Origin of the sequence: Anoxybacillus sp. ST70 (assembly GCF_019553625.1) — a bacterium.
In the GTDB taxonomy this organism is placed as follows: domain Bacteria; phylum Bacillota; class Bacilli; order Bacillales; family Anoxybacillaceae; genus Anoxybacillus; species Anoxybacillus gonensis.
Genome location: NZ_JAHZOF010000008.1, coordinates 61,570 through 80,878 on the forward strand (window position 1 = coordinate 61,570; position 19,309 = coordinate 80,878).

18 protein-coding genes are annotated in these 19,309 nt (G+C 40.9%); 5 read left to right on the forward strand and 13 right to left on the reverse strand.

Going from position 1 to position 19,309, the window contains the following annotated elements; translation table 11 throughout:
- Positions 1–8: 8 nt before the first annotated feature.
- The gene (locus K1I43_RS11360; protein WP_019418592.1) at positions 9–725 is read right to left on the reverse strand and encodes an arginase family protein; all 717 of its coding nucleotides are present in this window, start codon (positions 723–725) and stop codon (positions 9–11) included.
- Positions 726–903: 178 nt separating this feature from the next.
- Between K1I43_RS11360 and cdr the strand changes: the two genes are divergently transcribed.
- On the forward strand, positions 904–3,342 hold the full coding sequence (gene cdr / locus K1I43_RS11365; RefSeq protein ID WP_026011861.1) for a CoA-disulfide reductase: 2,439 nt from the start codon (positions 904–906) through the stop codon (positions 3,340–3,342).
- 127 nt (positions 3,343–3,469) lie between these two features.
- Here the strand turns inward: cdr and K1I43_RS11370 are convergent, their stop codons facing one another.
- Positions 3,470–4,159, reverse strand: coding sequence for a TerC family protein (locus tag K1I43_RS11370; protein ID WP_019418593.1), 690 nt, complete (start codon positions 4,157–4,159; stop codon positions 3,470–3,472).
- Positions 4,160–4,384: 225 nt separating this feature from the next.
- Here K1I43_RS11370 and K1I43_RS11375 point away from each other — a divergent pair, with 225 nt between their 5' ends.
- The 3 genes from K1I43_RS11375 (at position 4,385) to K1I43_RS11385 (ending at position 9,048) form a co-directional block, all read left to right on the forward strand.
- Positions 4,385–4,834, forward strand: a complete 450-nt coding sequence (locus tag K1I43_RS11375; protein WP_009360808.1) for a C40 family peptidase — start codon at positions 4,385–4,387, stop codon at positions 4,832–4,834.
- A gap of 171 nt (positions 4,835–5,005) precedes the next feature.
- Entirely contained in the window at positions 5,006–7,132 is a 2,127-nt protein-coding gene (locus tag K1I43_RS11380; RefSeq protein WP_019418595.1) for a putative bifunctional diguanylate cyclase/phosphodiesterase, read from the forward strand.
- Positions 7,133–7,149: 17 nt separating this feature from the next.
- The gene (locus K1I43_RS11385; RefSeq protein WP_136260382.1) at positions 7,150–9,048 is read left to right on the forward strand and encodes a protoglobin domain-containing protein; all 1,899 of its coding nucleotides are present in this window, start codon (positions 7,150–7,152) and stop codon (positions 9,046–9,048) included.
- 46 nt (positions 9,049–9,094) lie between these two features.
- Here the strand turns inward: K1I43_RS11385 and K1I43_RS11390 are convergent, their stop codons facing one another.
- Complete coding sequence (locus tag K1I43_RS11390) at positions 9,095–10,576, reverse strand: methyl-accepting chemotaxis protein (protein WP_136260381.1); 1,482 nt, start codon at positions 10,574–10,576, stop codon at positions 9,095–9,097.
- 120 nt (positions 10,577–10,696) lie between these two features.
- On the reverse strand, positions 10,697–11,764 hold the full coding sequence (locus K1I43_RS11395; RefSeq protein WP_019418598.1) for a nitric oxide synthase oxygenase: 1,068 nt from the start codon (positions 11,762–11,764) through the stop codon (positions 10,697–10,699).
- 220 nt (positions 11,765–11,984) lie between these two features.
- Here K1I43_RS11395 and K1I43_RS11400 point away from each other — a divergent pair, with 220 nt between their 5' ends.
- Complete coding sequence (locus K1I43_RS11400) at positions 11,985–12,215, forward strand: hypothetical protein (protein ID WP_136260380.1); 231 nt, start codon at positions 11,985–11,987, stop codon at positions 12,213–12,215.
- 19 nt (positions 12,216–12,234) lie between these two features.
- Here K1I43_RS11400 and K1I43_RS11405 read toward each other — a convergent pair whose 3' ends face one another.
- The 9 genes from K1I43_RS11405 to K1I43_RS11445 all read right to left on the reverse strand — a co-directional run bounded on the left by K1I43_RS11405 (position 12,235) and on the right by K1I43_RS11445 (position 19,287).
- Positions 12,235–13,398: an immunoglobulin-like domain-containing protein gene (locus K1I43_RS11405; protein ID WP_035063927.1), complete on the reverse strand. Its 1,164-nt coding sequence runs from the start codon at positions 13,396–13,398 to the stop codon at positions 12,235–12,237.
- On the reverse strand, positions 13,385–13,870 hold the full coding sequence (locus tag K1I43_RS11410) for a sigma-70 family RNA polymerase sigma factor (RefSeq protein WP_035063924.1): 486 nt from the start codon (positions 13,868–13,870) through the stop codon (positions 13,385–13,387). The genes K1I43_RS11405 and K1I43_RS11410 overlap by 14 nt, the downstream gene beginning before the upstream one ends.
- 152 nt (positions 13,871–14,022) lie before the next feature.
- A complete protein-coding gene (locus K1I43_RS11415; RefSeq protein WP_035063921.1) occupies positions 14,023–15,072 on the reverse strand; it encodes a sensor histidine kinase in 1,050 nt (349 codons plus the stop codon).
- Complete coding sequence (locus K1I43_RS11420; protein ID WP_035063918.1) at positions 15,069–15,740, reverse strand: response regulator transcription factor; 672 nt, start codon at positions 15,738–15,740, stop codon at positions 15,069–15,071. The genes K1I43_RS11415 and K1I43_RS11420 overlap by 4 nt, the downstream gene beginning before the upstream one ends.
- A gap of 114 nt (positions 15,741–15,854) precedes the next feature.
- Complete coding sequence (locus tag K1I43_RS11425) at positions 15,855–16,655, reverse strand: ABC transporter permease (protein ID WP_035063916.1); 801 nt, start codon at positions 16,653–16,655, stop codon at positions 15,855–15,857.
- Positions 16,652–17,623 carry an ATP-binding cassette domain-containing protein gene (locus K1I43_RS11430; protein ID WP_035063913.1) on the reverse strand — a complete coding sequence of 324 codons (972 nt, stop codon included), beginning with the start codon at positions 17,621–17,623 and terminating at the stop codon, positions 16,652–16,654. The genes K1I43_RS11425 and K1I43_RS11430 overlap by 4 nt, the downstream gene beginning before the upstream one ends.
- Before the next feature lie 105 nt (positions 17,624–17,728).
- Positions 17,729–18,385: a class I SAM-dependent methyltransferase gene (locus tag K1I43_RS11435; RefSeq protein ID WP_035063911.1), complete on the reverse strand. Its 657-nt coding sequence runs from the start codon at positions 18,383–18,385 to the stop codon at positions 17,729–17,731.
- A 16-nt stretch (positions 18,386–18,401) separates the two neighbouring features.
- Entirely contained in the window at positions 18,402–18,974 is a 573-nt protein-coding gene (locus K1I43_RS11440; RefSeq protein WP_009360795.1) for a GlsB/YeaQ/YmgE family stress response membrane protein, read from the reverse strand.
- Positions 18,967–19,287 (reverse strand): PadR family transcriptional regulator, encoded by a 321-nt coding sequence (locus K1I43_RS11445; protein WP_006322987.1) that lies wholly within the window; start codon positions 19,285–19,287, stop codon positions 18,967–18,969. The genes K1I43_RS11440 and K1I43_RS11445 overlap by 8 nt, the downstream gene beginning before the upstream one ends.
- Positions 19,288–19,309: the final 22 nt, after the last annotated feature.

Consider the following 19,309-nt stretch of genomic DNA (forward strand, 5'->3'; position numbering starts at 1 on the left):
ACAAAATGTTACGACGCAGATGATATCGGCATATGTTTGAAACATGCGCGTATAATCGCTTCATTTGCTTGCTCATTTTTTACACAAAATGTTCGATCCTCACCGCATACATCAACACCGAGCACATGCTTGTACCGGAAAAGATAGTCGATGTAAGTCAAAAGCATCTGTAACGACATCGTCCCTTGGTCCCAGTTTGTTTGTGCATCTTGTGGGCGAAGCACATCTTTATCTATGCTAATGTACACATGTTTTGTCGGAATGGCGCGCACAATCGTCATTGGCGCATACATCACATCATTTTTTGGAAAAGTCGTGACATGTGAAGATACGTACGAAGTTGCTGAACCGATCATGACAACGTGTTTTAATGTCGGAACATGTTTTTGAGCATATGATACCCATGAGCCACATGACAGAAGCGGAAACAGCGTTTGTTCATTCATGTCTGTATGATGATCAAACAATACGAGTGTAAACGGCTCGTGAAACTGCTTAAGCAATACGTATGAAACATAATGATAGTTGCCGCTTCCGATCAACGTCATCCCTCTCGTATGGCGACGTGCAATTCTTTTTTCAATTTCTTTTATTGCATCATCATCACAATATAAATTTGTTCCTTTGATGTCATACATATCGATCCATTCATGAGGAAAACGGAGAAGATTTCGTTGCCACGTATACGTGTTGTCGAAGTTTAAAAACGTTACACTTGGATGCATACTTTCCCCACCCTTGTGCAAGTTTTTTCTTCAACCAAATTATACAAATATCTCTATCACCAATACAACGATGTTCTTTGGTGAAAACATTCACATATTCGTCACAAACAAATACTAATACCCCTTCATCTATAATTTTTATTGTGATACAATTCACAATGTAAGGAGGTTGATCAATATGAGCAAAAAAATTGTCATTGTTGGTGGTGTAGCTGGTGGCGCAACAACAGCGGCTCGTCTACGCCGTTTAGATGAACAAGCAGAAATCGTGATGTTTGAACGTGGAGAATATATTTCGTTTGCAAACTGTGGTCTTCCATATTATATCGGCGGTGCTATCGCAGAGCGTGATGCTTTGCTCGTTCAAACGGTTGAAGGCATGGCGGAAAAATTTCATCTCGACATCCGCATTCAAAGTGAAGTGATTGCGATCAACCGCGAACGTAAAACGGTAACTGTGAAACATTTACCAACAGGTGAAACGTACGAAGAAAGTTATGACTATCTCGTTTTATCACCTGGAGCAAGCCCGATCAAACCAAACATTCCAGGCATAGAAGAAGCAAGCGACTTATTTACATTGCGCAACATTCCAGATACAGATCGAATCAAATCATATGTAGATGAAAAGAAACCGAAAAAAGCTGTCGTCATCGGTGGCGGTTTTATCGGTATAGAAATGGCGGAAAACTTATGGGAGCGCGGCATAGACGTGACGCTCGTTGAAATGGCAAAACAAATTATGGCACCCGTTGACTATGAAATGGCGGCGATTCTTCACCAACATATAAGAGATAAAGGCGTTCGTCTCATTTTAGAAGATGGCGTTGCATCATTTGAGCAAAAAGGAAAAATCGTTCGCTTACAAAGTGGAACAACGATCGAAACGGACATGATCGTCTTAGCCATTGGCGTAAAACCAGAAAATGAATTAGCCAAACAAGCAGGACTAGCTATTGGCGAACGGGGTGGCATTCAAGTCAATGAATATTTACAAACGTCTGATCCATCCATCTATGCGATTGGTGATGCAATTGAGGTGATTGACTATATTAACGGCAAGCCGACTCACATTCCGCTCGCATGGCCAGCAAACCGCCAAGGTCGAATCGTTGCCGACCATATTTATGGCCGGAACGTACGTTACAACGGAACGCTTGGCACAGCGATTGCAAAAGTATTTGATATGACGGTTGCCGCAACAGGAAACAACGAAAAAACGCTACAACGTCTCGGCATCGCATATGAAGTGTTACACATCCATCCAAATTCACATGCAAGCTATTATCCAGGTGCGTTTCCAATCGCCCTAAAATTATTGTTCGATCGCAAAACCGGTCGCATATTCGGTGCTCAAGCGGTCGGTTACGATGGGGTGGATAAACGAATTGATGTCATTGCAACAGCAATCAAAGGTGGAATGACAGTATTCGATTTACCAGATTTAGAATTAGCTTACGCACCACCATATTCATCGGCTAAAGACCCAGTCAATATGGCAGGGTACGTTGCATCAAATATGATTGAAAACATGGTCGAAACAATTCAATGGCATGAAGTCAATCAATTAGTGAAAAACGGAGCATGCCTCGTGGACGTTCGTGAAGAAATGGAACGCGACATGGGATTTATTCCAGGCTCAATCAACATTCCGCTCGGGCAATTACGCAAACGACTTCACGAGCTACCAAAAGATGAAACGATCTACGTTTATTGCCAAGTAGGATTACGCGGTTATTTAGCAGCACGCATATTAACTCAACATGGCTTCCGCGTGAAAAACTTAGATGGCGGATATAAAACATATGCCGCTGTTTACAACGAATATGAAGCACATCAAGCAGAGAAAGAAGAAAAACAAGTGGAGCGTGTCGATGTCATGAATGTTCAAGCGACAACAACATTAGATGCATGCGGACTTCAATGCCCTGGCCCAATTATGAAAGTATATCAAACAATGGAACAGCTAAAAGATGGCGACGTATTAGAAGTAAAAGCAACGGACCCAGGATTTGCTCGCGACATTCAATCATGGTGTAAAAAAACAGGGAACACGTTACTAAAAACTACGTTCGAAAATAAAATGTTTATCGCCTATATTCAAAAAGGAACGACAGCACCGACTCCATCTATAAAAGAAACGAAAAAAGACGGGGCAACGATCGTTGTGTTTAGCGGAGATTTAGATAAAGCGATTGCATCGTTTATTATCGCATCTGGTGCGGCGGCAATGGGCAAAAAAGTAACGATGTTCTTTACATTCTGGGGACTAAATATTTTACGGAAAAAAGACGCTCCTCCGGTACAAAAAGATATGCTTGAGAAAATGTTCGGCATGATGATGCCAAAAGGTGTTCATGACCTCCCATTATCAAAAATGAACATGGCAGGCATGGGACCAAAAATGATTCAATACGTCATGGAAAAGAAACATGTAGACGACATTGAAACATTAATGAAAAATGCCATGGCCGCAGGTGTCAAACTTGTCGCTTGCTCGATGTCAATGGACATTATGGGCATTAAAAAAGAGGAATTAATTGATGGAATCGAAGTGGGCGGTGTCGCAACATATTTAGGTGATGCAGAAGAAGCAGGCTTAAACTTATTTATTTAAAAAAATCGGGCTATCTCGCAATCGAGATAGCCCTTTCAAGTATATTCACAGGGGGATCGGGGGAATACACTTAGCATTATTCATTATGACCGTTCTTTTTTGTTTTATACATATGTTCATAAAATTTTTATGCGATTTTTCGTTTATCTATTTTTTTATTTTTTACATATCCTGCTAGTAAAATAGAAGCTGTCACCATAATAAGAAATACGAGCGATTGCGAACCGTGCGGAAAAGCAATCCATTTTTTGATTTGTTCATCCTTTAATAACATCTCCCCCGCGGTCCACGCTAAAATACCTGATCCAACATACGGAATCCATTTATATTTCTCCATCGCCAACACAATCGCCTTCGACCCAAAAATCATAATCGGAATACTGATTGCGACACCGAAAGCGATCATACCAATATGCCCCCCTGATGCTCCGGCAATCGCCACAACATTATCTAAGCTCATGACAGCATCGGCTACAATAATCGTCCAAATCGCTTTCCATAAACGGTCGGCCGCTTGCACATTCGCTTCTTCTTCCTCATTCACAAGCACTTTATACGCAATCCAAAGCAACAATAATCCCCCAATAAAATGAACAAACGGAATTTGCAATAAAAAGACGATAATGGCCGCAAACAATATGCGCAAAATGACCGCGCCAGCAGTACCGAATAAAATAGCCCGATTGCGTTGTTTTTCCGGCAATCGCCGTGTAGCCATCGCAATGACAATCGCATTGTCTCCAGATAGAATAATGTCAATCGCAATAATTTTTAACAAAGCGACAATCGCTTCTGAAGAAATCATCCAATCACCCATTTAAGTTCCCCTTCTTCAATATATTTCTCCCCTATCTTATCGCGAAGCTCGTCTACATTCAACTTTTCTATTCCGACATATATGTTAAATTCTCTCTTTATTTTTACAAAAACCGACCGTTGTAATGTATTTGTAACATAATTTAATGGCTATGTAACAATTTTTCGACATCTTTTTTGCTATAATGTATTCGTCGACGGAACAAGTCTTTTGGAGGTTCAAGCAATGAAAAAGTCTCTAGCCACTGCCGCTCTCTTCATGTTACTAAGTTTCACTTTTTTTGCAAACCCTTTCAAAACAGAAGCTGCGTTTTCGGCAAATACGCTCATCGCTGAAGCGCATAAAGTGATTGGTACACCGTATCGTGCAGGAGGAACGACACCAAAAGGGTTTGATTGCTCCGGTTTTGTTAGCTATACATACAAAAAAGTAGGCGTTTCGCTTCCTCGTTCTTCAGGAGCGATGTATGGAGTCGGAAAGCCTGTTTCCCTCAAACAATTAGCACCGGGGGATTTGCTGTTTTTTAAAACATCGAAACATAAAGGGATTTCTCACGTTGCAATCTATATTGGCAACGGACGTATGATCCATTCTACATCGTCAAAAGGGGTCAAAATAGACTCTATTCATCAATCTTATTGGAAACAACGTTTTGTTGGAGCAAAACGTTTATAAAGCGAAGGCAAGCACTTCATGCCGAACGTCTTTTCGACGCGAAGTGCTTGCTCTCGACAACAAAGCAGGGGGACTCTCCCTGCTTTTTTTTTCATTATTTTTTCATTTCCTCTCCTATTTTTCCGATATATAATGTATGTAACATGGGGATGATGGAGGGACATAACAGCGATGACAAAAAAAGAGAAATGGTCAATAATGGTGATCTCGTTGGCCTTCATTTGTTTCATTGCCATTTTGCTGTTTAGTTCAGCGCTAACAATGACATTTAAACAAAATCACTTTTTATCGCTTCATACATTGCTTGAGTTTTTCAGCATTACAGTTGCGATGGCTATTGCATTTCAAGGATGGATTTCGTTTCCGCAAGCGTTATCGCGCCGTCGATTGCGCATTGCGACAACTTTTTTAGCCGTCGGCTGCCTCGATTTATTGCATGCGCTTACATATAAAGAAATGCCGGGCATTGTGTTTGCGGATAGTTCCGTTCAACTTGCAACTTCTTTTTGGCTAGCTGCTCGGCTCACACAAGCAGTCTTTTTATTGCTCGCTTTTTTACTTCCTGATGGACCGATTCAACAAAACGAGAAGCTGCTCGGTTTCTTTGTTCCTTTACTATATGTAGGAATTGTGTCAATGAGTATCGTTCATTTTGCAGATTCCTTGCCACCGCTTGTCGTTGAAGGACTAGGAACAACTCCACTAAAAAACGGAGTAGAGTACGTCGTCACAACATTACACATCATCACGATCGTTTTACTCATTCGACACTATAAAGAAAAACGGCTAGCGCCAACGCTTGATGTCATCATCGGTTTCGTCTTTTTATTTTTAAGCGAGCTTATTTTTACGTTATATCGTCACGTTTATGATGTGTTAAATGTATTCGGACACGTATATAAAGTGATCGGCTTTTCTTATTTTTTACGCGGGTTATATTTAGCATCGTTTAAAGAACCGTTTCAAGCAAGAGAACGCGCCGAGCAAGCGCTCGCTAAAAGTAGAGAACAACTGAGAAAACAAGCTTTATTTGATGAGCTAACAAATTTACCAAATCGCCGCTATTTTATTGATACACTTCGTGAACGCTTAAAAATAGCGAAAGAAAAAAACGAAACTGTGGCGCTTTTTTTTCTTGATTTAGATAACTTTAAAAACATTAACGACTCACTTGGTCACGCGGCTGGCGATCTTTTGTTGCAATTGGTGGCGAAACGATTAAGCCATTTGCACGATCATTTTGTCGCTCGCCTTGGGGGCGATGAATTTGCGGTCATTGTTGCTGATGTTCCTTCATTTGAACAAGTGGCACAACAAATGATTGATATACTTGGTGAACCTTTTTTCATTCGTCAAAAAGAATTATTTATTACAACAAGTCTCGGCGTGAGCGTATACCCAACAGATGGGGAAGATGAAATGACTTTGATTCAACATGCGGATATGGCAATGTACGAGGCAAAGAAAAAAGGAAAAAATCAATGGGCGATGTACGATCCAACGTTTGAACAAGAGCGCATCCGCAAATCACTCATTCGCCAACGATTACACGTCGCTTTAGAGCAACGTGCCATTGCTGTATATTATCAACCAATTATCGACATGAAAAAAAATCAACTGGTTGGAATGGAAGCGCTCGCTCGCTGGAACGATGAAGAACTTGGATTCGTTCCACCAAATGAATTTATTAGCATCGCCGAAGAGGATGGTTTTATTATTCCGCTTGGAGAATATATTTTCCAAACAGCTGTTTTTGATTTAAAACGACTACATGAACAAGGCATGACTCACGTATACGTCAGCATTAACTTATCGCTCCGTCAATTAAAAAACGAGCAATTTCTTTCTTTTGTACAACAATTATTAGAGAAAACGAGTTTACAGCCAAACCATATTGAATTAGAAATTACAGAAAACATTGCGTTAAGCGATGAAAAGCAAGTCATCGAAACGATTCGTGCACTAAAACAAATGGGAATTCGTATCGCAATTGACGATTTCGGTAGCGGTTATTCATCAATCGGTTATTTGCGCCATATTTCTGTCGATACACTTAAAATTGACAGATCGTTTATTTTCGAAGTCATTACAAACGAACATACTGCAAAATTAACCGAAGCCATTATTGCACTTGCCCATCGCTTGCATTTGCATATTGTCGCTGAAGGAGTAGAAACAGATCAACACGTTTCGTTTTTACAATCAACTCATTGCGACAAAGTGCAAGGCTATTTCTTTAGCCCGCCTGTTCCGTTTGAAAAAGTTGTGAAACAAGTTCAAATTGCTCATATACAATAAAGGGGAGAATTCGGGGGATGAAACATATACAAGTAACAGACAAAAAGCGACTTCAACAGCTACGTTATACAGGAGTAACAGAAGAAAAGCTACAATCCATTTACAATCATCGCAATGTATTACAACCGTTAGTCAAAGGGATTGTGGAAGATTTATACAAAGAGATATTATCTATCCCTTCTTTGCGCAAGTTAATTGAAGAACATTCGACATTAAGACGATTGAAAAAAACACAAATCACATATTTGAATGAATGTTTTGCAGGAATCATTGATGATGCGTATATTCAAAAGCGATACAATATCGGGAAAGTGCACTCCGAAATCGGACTGGATTTAAAATGGTATTTAGCTACGTATACAAAATATATCGAAATTATTTATAAACATATCTCTCCCATTTTGTCGGATGAAACGATCAACGTTTTATTAGCGATCCATGCATTATTTTCATTTGACATGCAGCTTACCCTTGAAGCATATGAAATGGCTGAAATCGAAAAAGCGGCTCATCCACTTCGCTATGAGTTGCACAAACTACAGCAAGTGAACGGATTTACAGAACAAGATTTGCAACATCTTGATCAATTTAGCGGCTATATTTCGTTTCGTGTCGATGCAATTATGGACGCATTTCGTCAATCGTTTTCCCAACGGCTATGGGAAGAGTATTCATACAGCTTTTTTGAACGTGAGAAGTTTTTTCATTATGTTAAAAACTTTTTGTTGCAATTTTTCCAAAAAAAAATTTACTATGACACCGAAGCATACTTTCGCATCATTCGCGACTGGAGTCGATTAATTATCGATCAAAAATATCATGAAAGCTTTTTCCATATTACAACCGAGTCTATTTGTGAAGCGATAAAAAAGGTGTTTTTAACAAAAGAATATTTGCATGACCCACATGTCGTTCAATATATTCACTCGTTCGAGCGATTTACGAAATTTACACTTTCAATTATGCAAGAAATTATTCGACCATACTTATTTTTACGCGATTTCGATTTTCTTGATATTTATGCCTACGAAATTAGCACAATTGATTTTGGTCGTATTACGTGGATTGATGAAAAAACGAAACGATTGTTGCAACACATCGGCATAGAGGGAGAGCATCCGATTGGACGTCGTTGTTACGAGTTATTCCATCAACGTACCGTCCCTTGTTCAGGCTGTCCAGCGCTGGAAGAAAAGTCCGAACCAATGCTTGCCACATTTGAAAACGAAAGTGGGCCCCATTATTATAAGGTTCGGCTTTTGCCACAAAATAAAATTTTTGAGCTAGCTCGTGCCCTTCTCGTCATTCAAGATGTCACAAAAGAGGCAAAAGTGATGTTTGATACGCTTGAACGATTGCTTCAACTAGCTGAATATCGCGATGATGATACGAAAAATCATGTGCATCGCATCGGTATTCTTTCCAGCATGCTTGCTCGTCTTGCTGGATGTGACGAACAATTTGTGGCTGATATTCAAATTGCAGCGAAATTTCATGACATCGGAAAAGTTGGTATCCCTGATTACATCTTAAACAAACCAGGAAAATTGACAAAAGAAGAATGGGAATCGATGAAGACGCACGTGCTCATCGGCCATCAAATTTTAGCTAATCTCGATTTACCTGTCATTCAAATGGCCGCAAACATTGCACAAACCCACCATGAATGGTGGAATGGACAAGGATATCCAAACGGATTAAAAGGAGAAGAAATTCCGCTAGAAGGACGAATTGTCGCCATTGTTGATGTATTCGATGCCTTGTTGTCTAAACGCATTTACAAGGACGCTTTTCCTCCAGAAAAAGTAAAAGAGATTTTACTTGATGGTCGTGGAAAACAATTCGATCCGAGATTGATTGACTTATTCATTACAATGTGGAACGATTTTCTCGAAACAAGGGAAAAGCTATCATAAATTTCATTAAAGAAGCACCCCTAAGTGATCTAGGGGTGCTGTTCTCCTATACCATTTGTTGTTGAATGATTGCGGCACGATGGGCAGTTTCTGTCACATATGCCGCCATTTTTTCATTCGCATCTTTTAAGTGTTCTACTGTTGCACTTACTTCTTCAAGCGCTGCACTCGATTGTTGAATGAAAACAGAAAAATCGCTAATCGAACGATCCATTTTTTCTCCTTGTTTCTCTAACTTCTCGCTAATGATAAAAAAGTGAGAAAGTTGTTCTTGCAAATAAGTTAACGACTGATACAATCGTTCAAAATATACATTCACTTCATCCGTCAATGATTCATTTTTCGTTAATTGTTCACTCGTTTCATCCATCCGTTCTAACAGCTCATTGTTACTTTCGTTTACTTCTACCAAATTACAAACGATTTGTTGTGTCGTTTCTTCCGTTAATACGGCCAACTTTCGAATTTCTTCTGCAACGACCGCAAATCCTTTCCCATACTCCCCTGCTCGCGCTGCTTCAATTGTTGCATTTAATGCTAATAAATTCGTTTGATTTGTAATTTGTTTAATTTGTTTCGTTAACTCATTTGTATTTGCAATTTTACTCGTTAATGCATTTAATGTCGTTCTCGTCGCATGAATCGTCTCATGGAACTTTGCTGTATGTGTTAGTAAAAGATGCATCTTTTGTATACCAGCCTGCGCCATTTCACTTGATTGTGCTGAATGTTCCTTTAATTGTTTAGAAGTTTCGTAAATTCGTTCACTCATCGTTTTCGCTTCTGCTACTTCATCATGAATATCAATGACTTGTTCACTTTGTGCTTGACCTGCCACCGCAGCTTGCCGAATCGCTTCTTTCATTTCTTCTTGCGATTGTACATTTTGAAGTACCTTTTGATGAATATGCTCTACATTTTCAATAATGCACCTTAATTGTTGTTCAAGTTCATACCTTTTTGCGCTTTGCTTTTCTTTTTCATCATGCGTCTGTCCGACATGTTCAACAAGTTGATGAAACTGCTTACGGCTTAAATACAATAAAACAGAAAGTGCGATACCGATCATGACATAAACGATAAAAACAGTATGCCCAGTTTTTTGAAACACGTGTTGAAATGGAGAAGGGACAAGTGCACTAACAACTAAAATAATCGTTCCGAGCAACATTCCCGTTATAAACAACACGCGATACAAATGTAACACCGACAACACGACTAAACAAAAAGCGAGAGCGATTGTCCCTAAACTTCCCCCTGTCGTAAACAAGCTGCCTAACGTCGCAGAAAATAATATAAAAATAATAAAGTACGGATATATGTGCTCATGCTTTTTTATTTTTTTTAACACGATATAAACGAGCACATTAAGTAGAAGACTTCCTCCATAAATGGAAATCTTCTCTAATTTCTCCCCGATCAAAATAAGTCCAATCAAGCCTGTTAACGCACTAAACGTATAAATGAGAAACAGAAAAAAGTTTTTCTTCCTCATTTCTTCCATTTTGAGTTGCTCAATAAAATCCAATCAAGCCTCCCCCTTTTTCCTTTTTTCTATAACTATATCAAAAAAATAAGAAGATAGTAAATATTATTCTGAAAATTAGGAATATATTCTTACAAAAAACACCGCGTGAATAGCGCGGTGTCATTCATAAGGACGTTGTTGGTAAAAATAATTCGGTTTTACAATTGTATTATCATAATATTGGTGAAAAATGTGCGTCGTCGCTGGGGAAAGCGGAGGAATGAGCCACGTCCAACTGCCCGTTACTTTCCTTCCTGCTTCTTGTTCTTGTTGTTCAAAACGCTTAAACTGCTGAGCGGCTGTATGGTGATCAACAATGCTTACTCCTGCTTTTTTATACGAATATAAAACGGCTATATTTAATTCAACAAGCGCTTGATCTTTCCATAGTGTGCTATTTCTCGATGTATCAAGGCCCATGCATGAAGCAATTTTCGGAAGCATATTATATCGGTAATCATCCGCGAAATTGCGCGCACCAATTTCTGTCCCCATGTACCAACCATTAAACGGGGCGGCCGTATACTGTATCCCACCGATCTCTAAACACATATCTGAAATAATCGGCACAGCGTACCATTTTAACTGTAAATCATGGAACCACGCAAACTTCGGATGTTCAATTGGCACTTCAAGTACAATATCTTTCGGAATCGGAAACAACTTCGGCTCGCGACCATCTACTTGGATGACGAGAGGTAAAATATCAAAATGCGTCCGTTCTCCTCTCCATCCTAACTGCTCGCATGCTTTCGTAAACGAAACGGATGAGGAATCTCCAATGATTCCATGCTCTGTTTCATAACCGGCATAACGAATTAACTGATGATTCCAAATGCGAACACGTTCAGGACGAAAAATAGTAATAGTCGGACGAATTTTCCCCTCGTTTGTCGCAAAAGCAATGTGATGGAATAGCCACTCTGCAATATCTTCTTCTCTCTCTACCGCACGTGCATCAAACACATGAAGCGTTTGCCAAAATAAACGTCCGATACAACGATTGCTGTTGCGCCATGCCATGCGCGCCCCATGTTCAAGCTCTTCATACGTATGTTCATACGTTCCCGTTTGTTCAATTTCTCGCTTCACTTGTTGCAACCGCTCATATATTTCATCATCGTTTTTTCCTAGTTCTGTATAACATAACGTGATAAATTGTTCTGCCTCTGTCCATAATGCTGTCAACGTTAGTCCCCCCGCCATCTTGTCTGTTTATACAATACACCATCTAACAACAAAATCACAACAAAGAGTATATTCCACCTCTTGAGCCTATTGTGTATAATAAAATACAGGAAACAGTCTTTATCCGCATTACCACACATTCTAAACACCTCTTCCTAGCACCGTACATGCCTGTCACCTGTTTCCCTTTCTACACTTCTAAACGAAAGGAGATCCACTCATGGAGCATACGTTGCGACAAATTTTGGACAAGCTTAACAAAATGGAAACTAACATGGCGACGAAGCAAGACTTTACGCTTGTCCAGCAAGCCGTGCTCGAAACAAATGAAATCGTCAAAAAACTAGAAAGTAAAATTGACAGTCATGAAAAGCTTTTAACTCTTCTTTCGCATCGTTCACTCGAGCATGAAGCAGCTATTTCTAGCATTCGTTTCCTTTTAGCAAAATAAACGAGGGGACTCCCCTCGTTTATTCAATGTGACTTAACACATATTCGTCTCCTTTTCGAACGATGACGACATAAAATACATTTATTTGTTCATTGGTACGCGCATTCATCACAGTCACTTTCACTTTGACTTCCTCTTTTTTACTTGCTTCATTCGGTTCCCAATAAACGATCGATGGCTCAACGTTCACTCGTTCTCTATTTAAAAACAATACTTTCGGTCCTTCATATCCTTCCATGCCTTCGATCTGTCCGCTATCAGGTGGCATTGATTCAGCAATGATTTGTTCATCAGACGATACAGGCTGCTCCGCTTCATAAATCGTTAACGCATCATCAGCCATTTTGTCCGTAAATAGCGTTCCATCACTTGCTTCCATCGAAAAATTCACTTGTTCTTTTCCTTCATACATTGGGTATATATGCAACCCTTGACGGTTCGTTCTCGTTAAAACAAGTCCGTTATGACTACTATAAACAGAAAAGTGGCGATCTTTTTCACATGCTAGTTTCACATCTTTCGTTTCGCTCGTCTCAATCGGTTTTGCTTCCATATACGTTTGAAAGTTCGACAACTTTTGATCAGCGACGTCAAATTCAATATAACCGATGAAATGAGCTGTATCCGCATAATACGTACGCACGATGCGATATTTTCCATTTTCCAACGGTTGATTTAACAACGAAAAATCAATAACATCCTTCACCGTTTGTCCTTTTTCAACTAATGCTAAAACTTCAATCACTGCGATATTATTCGTTAACGTCGTCTGTAACCATGTCTGTTTTTTGTTATCGTATCGTTCAATTGTATATGCATATCCGAACGAAATGACACCATCGCTTTTATTTGTTACAGAGAAATGGAGCTTTTGTTTGTTTGAATCATACGTGACGTCATGAATAGTTACATACGAATCAGTCACTTCCATTTTCACCATATCCCCTCCTTTCTCTTGTTCCATCATCATGTCCATTTTTTCTTGCGTTTCTTCTTTAGCAGGTGGATACAAACTAACAGCTAATAATACACTCGCAGCAACTAAAGTCATATAAGCTGGTCGAAACGACTTTCGCTTCCGTTCTTTTTCTCTTTTTTCAATCCGCTCAATGACTTTATTTTTCAATTCTTCCGTCACGACAATGTGCTCCATCTCTTTTTTATATCGCTCACGCAAAATCATACTCCCCTTTCAGTTTGTTTTTTAACATTTCTCTCGCACGGGCTAACAGTGAACGAACCGTACTTTCTCGCTTTTTCAACAACTCGGCAATTTCTTTCGTTTGATACCCTTCATAGTAAAATAAATGCACGACCTCTCGATATTTTGTCGGGAGCGATGTGACGGCTGACATGACTTCGAAGTCATCGTTGGCATCAACATTAGGAGAATGCAACCATTCTTCATATACATCAACCTTTCGATACGCAAACCATTTTAATTTGTTTTTACATACATTTGCAGTAACGCGAATCAACCATGCCTTCATATGCTCTTCGCTTTGTATCCGATCCATATGTTCGTATAGTTTAATAAACACATCTTGAAAGACATCTTCTGCATCGTGTTCATTCCTCATATACATATACGCGAGGCGTAACACCATATTCCCATATTCATCCATAGCACGCTGGATTTGCTCTTTTGTGCACAAAGAAACGACCTCCTTTCACTTCATATACAACTGAATAAATAAAAATGTTGCAACGGATCTACACTTTTTATTTTTTAAGTATACAAAAAGACAGCGAGTGATTCGCTCGCTGTCTTTAAACTAAAAAATGCAAAATATCTTTTAACCTAAACCTAAAGTGGCAGGCGAACAATAAATTTTGTCCCTTGTCCTAATTGGCTTCGGACAGAAATGTTTCCTCGGTGCATCTTGACAATCTTGTCTGCAATGGCTAGCCCTAGCCCGCTGCCACCAGCGGCACGGTTACGCGATTTATCCGCTTTATAAAAGCGTTCAAAAATACGTGGCTGATCTTCCTCGGCAATGCCTGGGCCATTGTCTGAAACGGTAACAATGGCGTTGTTGTCTTGTTGCTGAAGCTGAACCGTAATCGTTCCACCGGTTGGCGTAAACTTTATCGCATTATGAAGTAAGTTCAACCACACTTGGCTCAGCAAATCTTCATCTGCGGTAATAACTACTTTCTCAAGTGTTACACACATCTCTATTTCTTTTTCCATCCACTGCGGCTCACAATGGAGAATGAGCGATTGTAATTGTGTATCTAGGCGATAGGAGACCGGTTGGAATGGGTATCGCTCGGAGTCTAACATAGCCAAACGCAACAAATTATCGCTCAACTTTGACAGCCGGATGCACTCCGTTTCAATAATGTCGAGATAATGTATTCGCTGTTCGTAAGGCAAATTTTCGTTTTTTAACGCCCGAGCAAACCCACGAATCGAAGTAAGCGGCGAACCAATTTCGTGTGAGACATTTGAGATAAATTCTTGCCGCATTTCTTCCATCGCCCGCAAATTCGCCGCCATATCGTTCAGCCCTTCGACTAGTTCTGTAAATGGGTGATTTCGTTCGCCCCAGTCCGCACGGAGGTTTACGTGAAAATCTCCTTTCGCGATTCGATTGATCGCATCCATCAAGTGTTTCCAGAACACTCTTTCCCGCTTTCTTATAAAAGGTCCGACGATGCTCATACTAATGCCAAATAAAAAAAAGCCCGAGATGGATGTGATGATTTGTCGAACTAACGGCTGCGGCTGCCAGGCAAATCGGGCATACATCGCTTCTGTAATAAAATATGTGGCAATCCAAAAGAGGCTAATCATCGCCATCACAGCAATGACCGTCAACACGGACTTGAGCACAAACGAAAGCCGCTTCATTTGCATACCTCCAACCGATAGCCTAGCCCCCGAATCGTCCGAATGATAAATACGTGGCAATCAGCGAACCGCTCGCGTAGCCGCTTAATATGCACATCGACCGTTCGTTCGTCCCCTTCGTAATCATAGCCCCAAATTTGTTCAATGAGTTCATCGCGAGTAAACGTTTTTCCAGGGTAGCTAGCGAGCTTAAAAAGTAATTCGAACTCTTTTGGAGGCAAGGAAATCTCTTCGTCTCCTAAACGGCATGCGTACGTCTGGCGATTTAACAATAAATCACCCATTTGCACCGTTTGCGACGTCGCAATTCGGTATCGTTTGAGCAGCGCTTTGACCCTCGCGACAAGCTCGAGCGGGTCAAACGGTTTAACAAGATAATCATCTGCCCCTAGCTCAAATCCTTTTACTTTTTGCGACGTTTCCCCTTTAGCCGTCAACATTAAAATTGGCACATCGTCATATTGGCGAAGTTCGCGGCATAACTCCCATCCATCCATTTCGGGCATCATAATATCCAATACGACTAAATCGACTTTGACCTTTTCCAATACCGCGAGCGCTTCTTTTCCAGTTGCTGCTTCGTATATCTCAAACCCTTCAAGGCTTAAAAAATGCCCGACAAGCTCGCGAATATGTGCGTCATCATCGACAATTAACACTTGCGGCATTCTTATCCCCTTTCTTTTCCAAATATATCTTCATTGTAGCGCATTTTGTCATCTATCGCATGCGAATCTTGTATCGGAAAATATCGTGCACCGTTTCGGGCACGGGCACGATATTTATGCTCGGCGCATATAGACGCGTACCGTAATAGGTGCAAAGATGGCGACAATGACTGCAGCTCCAAGAAGCGAAATTGCAAAGTCCGAACCAATCGTTCCGTGATTCGTCAACTCGCGAACGGCTGTAATCATATGTGAAATCGGGTTAATGTTCGCAAACCATTGTAGCCAATCGGGCATCGTCTTTACCGGAACAAACGCATTCGAAAGAAACATGAGCGGAAACAACGCCAGCATAGAAATTCCCTGTACGCTCGCCGCATTGCGTGCTGTAACGCCAAAGAAAGCGAAAATCCAGCTAACAGCCCATGCGCATCCGATGGCAAAAACAGCAGCGAACGCAACGCTCGTAACCCCTCCTTCTGGGCGATAACCGATAAGAAACCCCATCGCGAAAGTGAGCACGGTGGCGATGGTGTAGCGAACCGTATCAGCTAATAAAGCTCCTGCCAACGGTGCAATGCGAGCAATTGGCAAAGACTTAAATCGATCGAAAACGCCTTTGTCCATATCATCGCGAAGTTGGACACCGGAGGCGACAGAAGCCCCAATTAACGTCTGCACAAGGATGCCTGGGATAATCATTGGCAAGTAGTTATGCACATTTCCAGCGATCGCTCCGCCAAAAATGTACGTAAACATCAATGTGAAAATGATTGGTTGGAAAGTAACGTCAAATAATTGCTCTGGCGTACGCCGCACCTTTAATAAACTTCGATATGCCATCGTCAATGTTTGTTGCACCGTTTGCCGAAAACTTGTATAGTTTTTTAATTCGCGGTTCACCGTATGATTCATGCACTTTCCTCTCCTTTTACTCCATGGCCTGTAATAGCTAAAAAAACTTCGTCTAACGTCGGTTTTTGTACGCTTAATTCTGCTAGTTGGATGCTTGCTTCGCGAAGTGCAATCAGTAAATCGGTTACTCGGTCAGCATCCGCCATCGGTGCCGTAATTTTTCCTGTATCTACCGAGACATTGGCGCGAACGTGAAGCACACGTTCTACTGTTTGACGTGCCATTTCTAAATGTTGTGGATTGTCAATTTTTAATTGCAGCGATGAATTGCCAATCGACGTTTTTAGCTCATCTGCCGTTCCTTCGGCCACGACTTTTCCACGATCGATAACAGCGATACGATCGGCGAGTTCATCTGCTTCCTGTAAATATTGGGTCGTCAATAATACGGTTGAACCCATGTTGACTAATCGGCGAATCGTTTCCCACATTTGATTGCGTGTGCGAGGATCCAATCCTGTCGTCGGCTCATCAAGGAAAATGAGCGGCGGTTGAGCAATTAAGCTCGCCGCAAGGTCAAGCCGGCGCCGCATGCCTCCGGAAAAGTGCTTAAGTGGACGTTTCGCCGCTTCCATCAACCCGAATTCTTCTAACAATTCCGTTGCCTTACGTTTTGCCTCTGTACGGCTCAACCCGAGCAAGCGAGAAAAAATGATTAAGTTTTCCAGCGCAGTGAGCGATTCATCGACCGAGGCGTATTGCCCAGTGACCCCAATCAATTGCCGAACAATTTGCGGCTCTTTTACGACGTCATAACCAAAAATGCGCGCTGAACCGCCATCTGGCCGCAACAACGTCGCAAGCATCTTAACGGTCGTCGTTTTCCCCGCCCCGTTTGGTCCGAGCACACCGTAAATCGTACCCGCCCGAACCCGTAAATCAACGCCATCCACTGCACGATTGTGACCAAATATTTTCACAAGTCCATTCGCCTCAATCGCCCAATCACTATTGAATCTCTGCATCATTCTTTCCTCCTTATCGCTTCGTACATGGCAATCGTAACACGCTTTTATGAACGGAATATGAACAACCAAAAAAAACCTGCCAAAAGCAGCAGGTTTGAAAAATTCCTATTTATAAAGATACACATATAGCCCAATGCCTTCTTTTCTTATGTCATAGTTTTTAAACGGTGTTTCTTTAATAAATGTTTCAAATTCTTCTTTTGTATAAGCTCCTTGTTTTAAAAAGGTCTTAAACGAAAATTTTACGAAATACTTGTCAAATCCTTTCATTTTGCTTACTTCATGCTCAATCTCTTCATCTGTCGCCTCACGGTTCATGTCTATAATAAGCGCTGTTCCTTCTTTTTTCAGTACTCGATGCATCTCACATAACGCTTTTACAGGCTCTTTAAAGTTTTTAAATGCCGCCGTACAAACAACAAAATCGAAACGATTGTCCTCAAAAGGCAAGTGAGTTGCATTTCCTTCTATAAAATTCACTGAAACATTTGCTTCTTTAGCGTTTTGTGTTGCGATTTCAACAAAATCTGGACTGATATCAATAGCTGTCACATGAAATCCTCTTTTGGCAAGTTCAATGGATAAATAGCCTGGGCCAGGGGCAACTTCTAATATATGAGCACCTTTCATCACATGTGAAGCCACTTCATTCGCATATTCTTTCATTTCAGTAAGTCTGCTTTTTCGCGAGTTGCGATCATACCATTTTGCCGCTAAACCATAAATGCCGAGATCTTTGTTTTTTCTAATGTTTCTCATCATCCTACATCTTCTCCCCTTACTTCTTTCGCTTCAACACAATTACCGCATGGCTCAACAGTCCCATTCCTACTCCGATCAAAACGCCAACAACCGCACCGATGAGCGTACGAATCCATCCGCCAGATAAAAACATCTCCCAACCACCGCTGCCGATAAAGCCAACAAGCGCGCCAATGGAAAGCCCTAAAAAAACAAACGCTCCGTAAAACAACCCAATGGCTTCGTAATCAGCAGGGTCGAAGTTGTTATAGTACGCGAAAATCCGCTCCTGCAAATCGGCTGATTTTGTCGTTTCGCTCCGAAACTTTAATTCTTCTTTCGCCCGTTCAAATGCTTCTTGTTCCGACAACCCTTGTTCCATCAAATCTTTCATATAGTCGCTCATGTAAAGAATCATGTCATTTTGTGCTTCCATCGCTGTTTCCGAGCGACTTTTAAATTTAGCGAGCTTCGCCATCATTTTGCTTTTCGCTTCTCCTGTTTTCCGACGAAGCTTTTCCATATACGTCATCTCCGCTTCTTCTAAATAATAGGGTGCTTGCTCTTTCGCAAATTGTTTTATTTTTTCTTTCATCTCGTGACTAAACATTTTTCTCTCCTCCATTCGTTCGTAACAGATGAATGCGCTCGCTTAGAAAATCCCATTTTGCCCAAAAAGCTGCTAGTTCTTCAAATCCTCGTTCGTTTAACGTATAAAATTTTCTCGGCGGCCCCATGTCTGACGGTTTTTTCGTAATGTGTACGAGCTTGTTTTTTTCTAACCGTAACAACAACGCATAGACCGTTGCCTCTGCAATTCCTTGGAAACCTAAGGCGTGCAGCTTTTTCGTAATCTCATAGCCGTATATTTCGCCGCGGCTTATAATCTCAAGTACGATGCCTTCCAAAATCCCTTTCAACATTTCGCTTAGATTATCCAAAAAA

Coding starts and splice junctions, on each gene's coding strand:
- K1I43_RS11360 (WP_019418592.1), bottom strand. CDS start 725: ATGCATCCAAGTGTAACGTTTTTAAACTTCGACAACACGTATACGTGG.
- K1I43_RS11435 (WP_035063911.1), bottom strand. CDS start 18,385: ATGATGAGAAACATTAGAAAAAACAAAGATCTCGGCATTTATGGTTTA.
- K1I43_RS11405 (WP_035063927.1), bottom strand. CDS start 13,398: ATGATTTTGCGTGAGCGATATAAAAAAGAGATGGAGCACATTGTCGTG.
- cdr (WP_026011861.1), top strand. CDS start 904: ATGAGCAAAAAAATTGTCATTGTTGGTGGTGTAGCTGGTGGCGCAACA.
- K1I43_RS11445 (WP_006322987.1), bottom strand. CDS start 19,287: ATGTTGAAAGGGATTTTGGAAGGCATCGTACTTGAGATTATAAGCCGC.
- K1I43_RS11440 (WP_009360795.1), bottom strand. CDS start 18,974: ATGTTTAGTCACGAGATGAAAGAAAAAATAAAACAATTTGCGAAAGAG.
- K1I43_RS11385 (WP_136260382.1), top strand. CDS start 7,150: ATGAAACATATACAAGTAACAGACAAAAAGCGACTTCAACAGCTACGT.
- K1I43_RS11400 (WP_136260380.1), top strand. CDS start 11,985: ATGGAGCATACGTTGCGACAAATTTTGGACAAGCTTAACAAAATGGAA.
- K1I43_RS11425 (WP_035063916.1), bottom strand. CDS start 16,655: ATGAATCATACGGTGAACCGCGAATTAAAAAACTATACAAGTTTTCGG.
- K1I43_RS11420 (WP_035063918.1), bottom strand. CDS start 15,740: ATGCCGCAAGTGTTAATTGTCGATGATGACGCACATATTCGCGAGCTT.
- K1I43_RS11430 (WP_035063913.1), bottom strand. CDS start 17,623: ATGATGCAGAGATTCAATAGTGATTGGGCGATTGAGGCGAATGGACTT.
- K1I43_RS11380 (WP_019418595.1), top strand. CDS start 5,006: ATGACAAAAAAAGAGAAATGGTCAATAATGGTGATCTCGTTGGCCTTC.
- K1I43_RS11370 (WP_019418593.1), bottom strand. CDS start 4,159: ATGGGTGATTGGATGATTTCTTCAGAAGCGATTGTCGCTTTGTTAAAA.
- K1I43_RS11375 (WP_009360808.1), top strand. CDS start 4,385: ATGAAAAAGTCTCTAGCCACTGCCGCTCTCTTCATGTTACTAAGTTTC.
- K1I43_RS11415 (WP_035063921.1), bottom strand. CDS start 15,072: ATGAAGCGGCTTTCGTTTGTGCTCAAGTCCGTGTTGACGGTCATTGCT.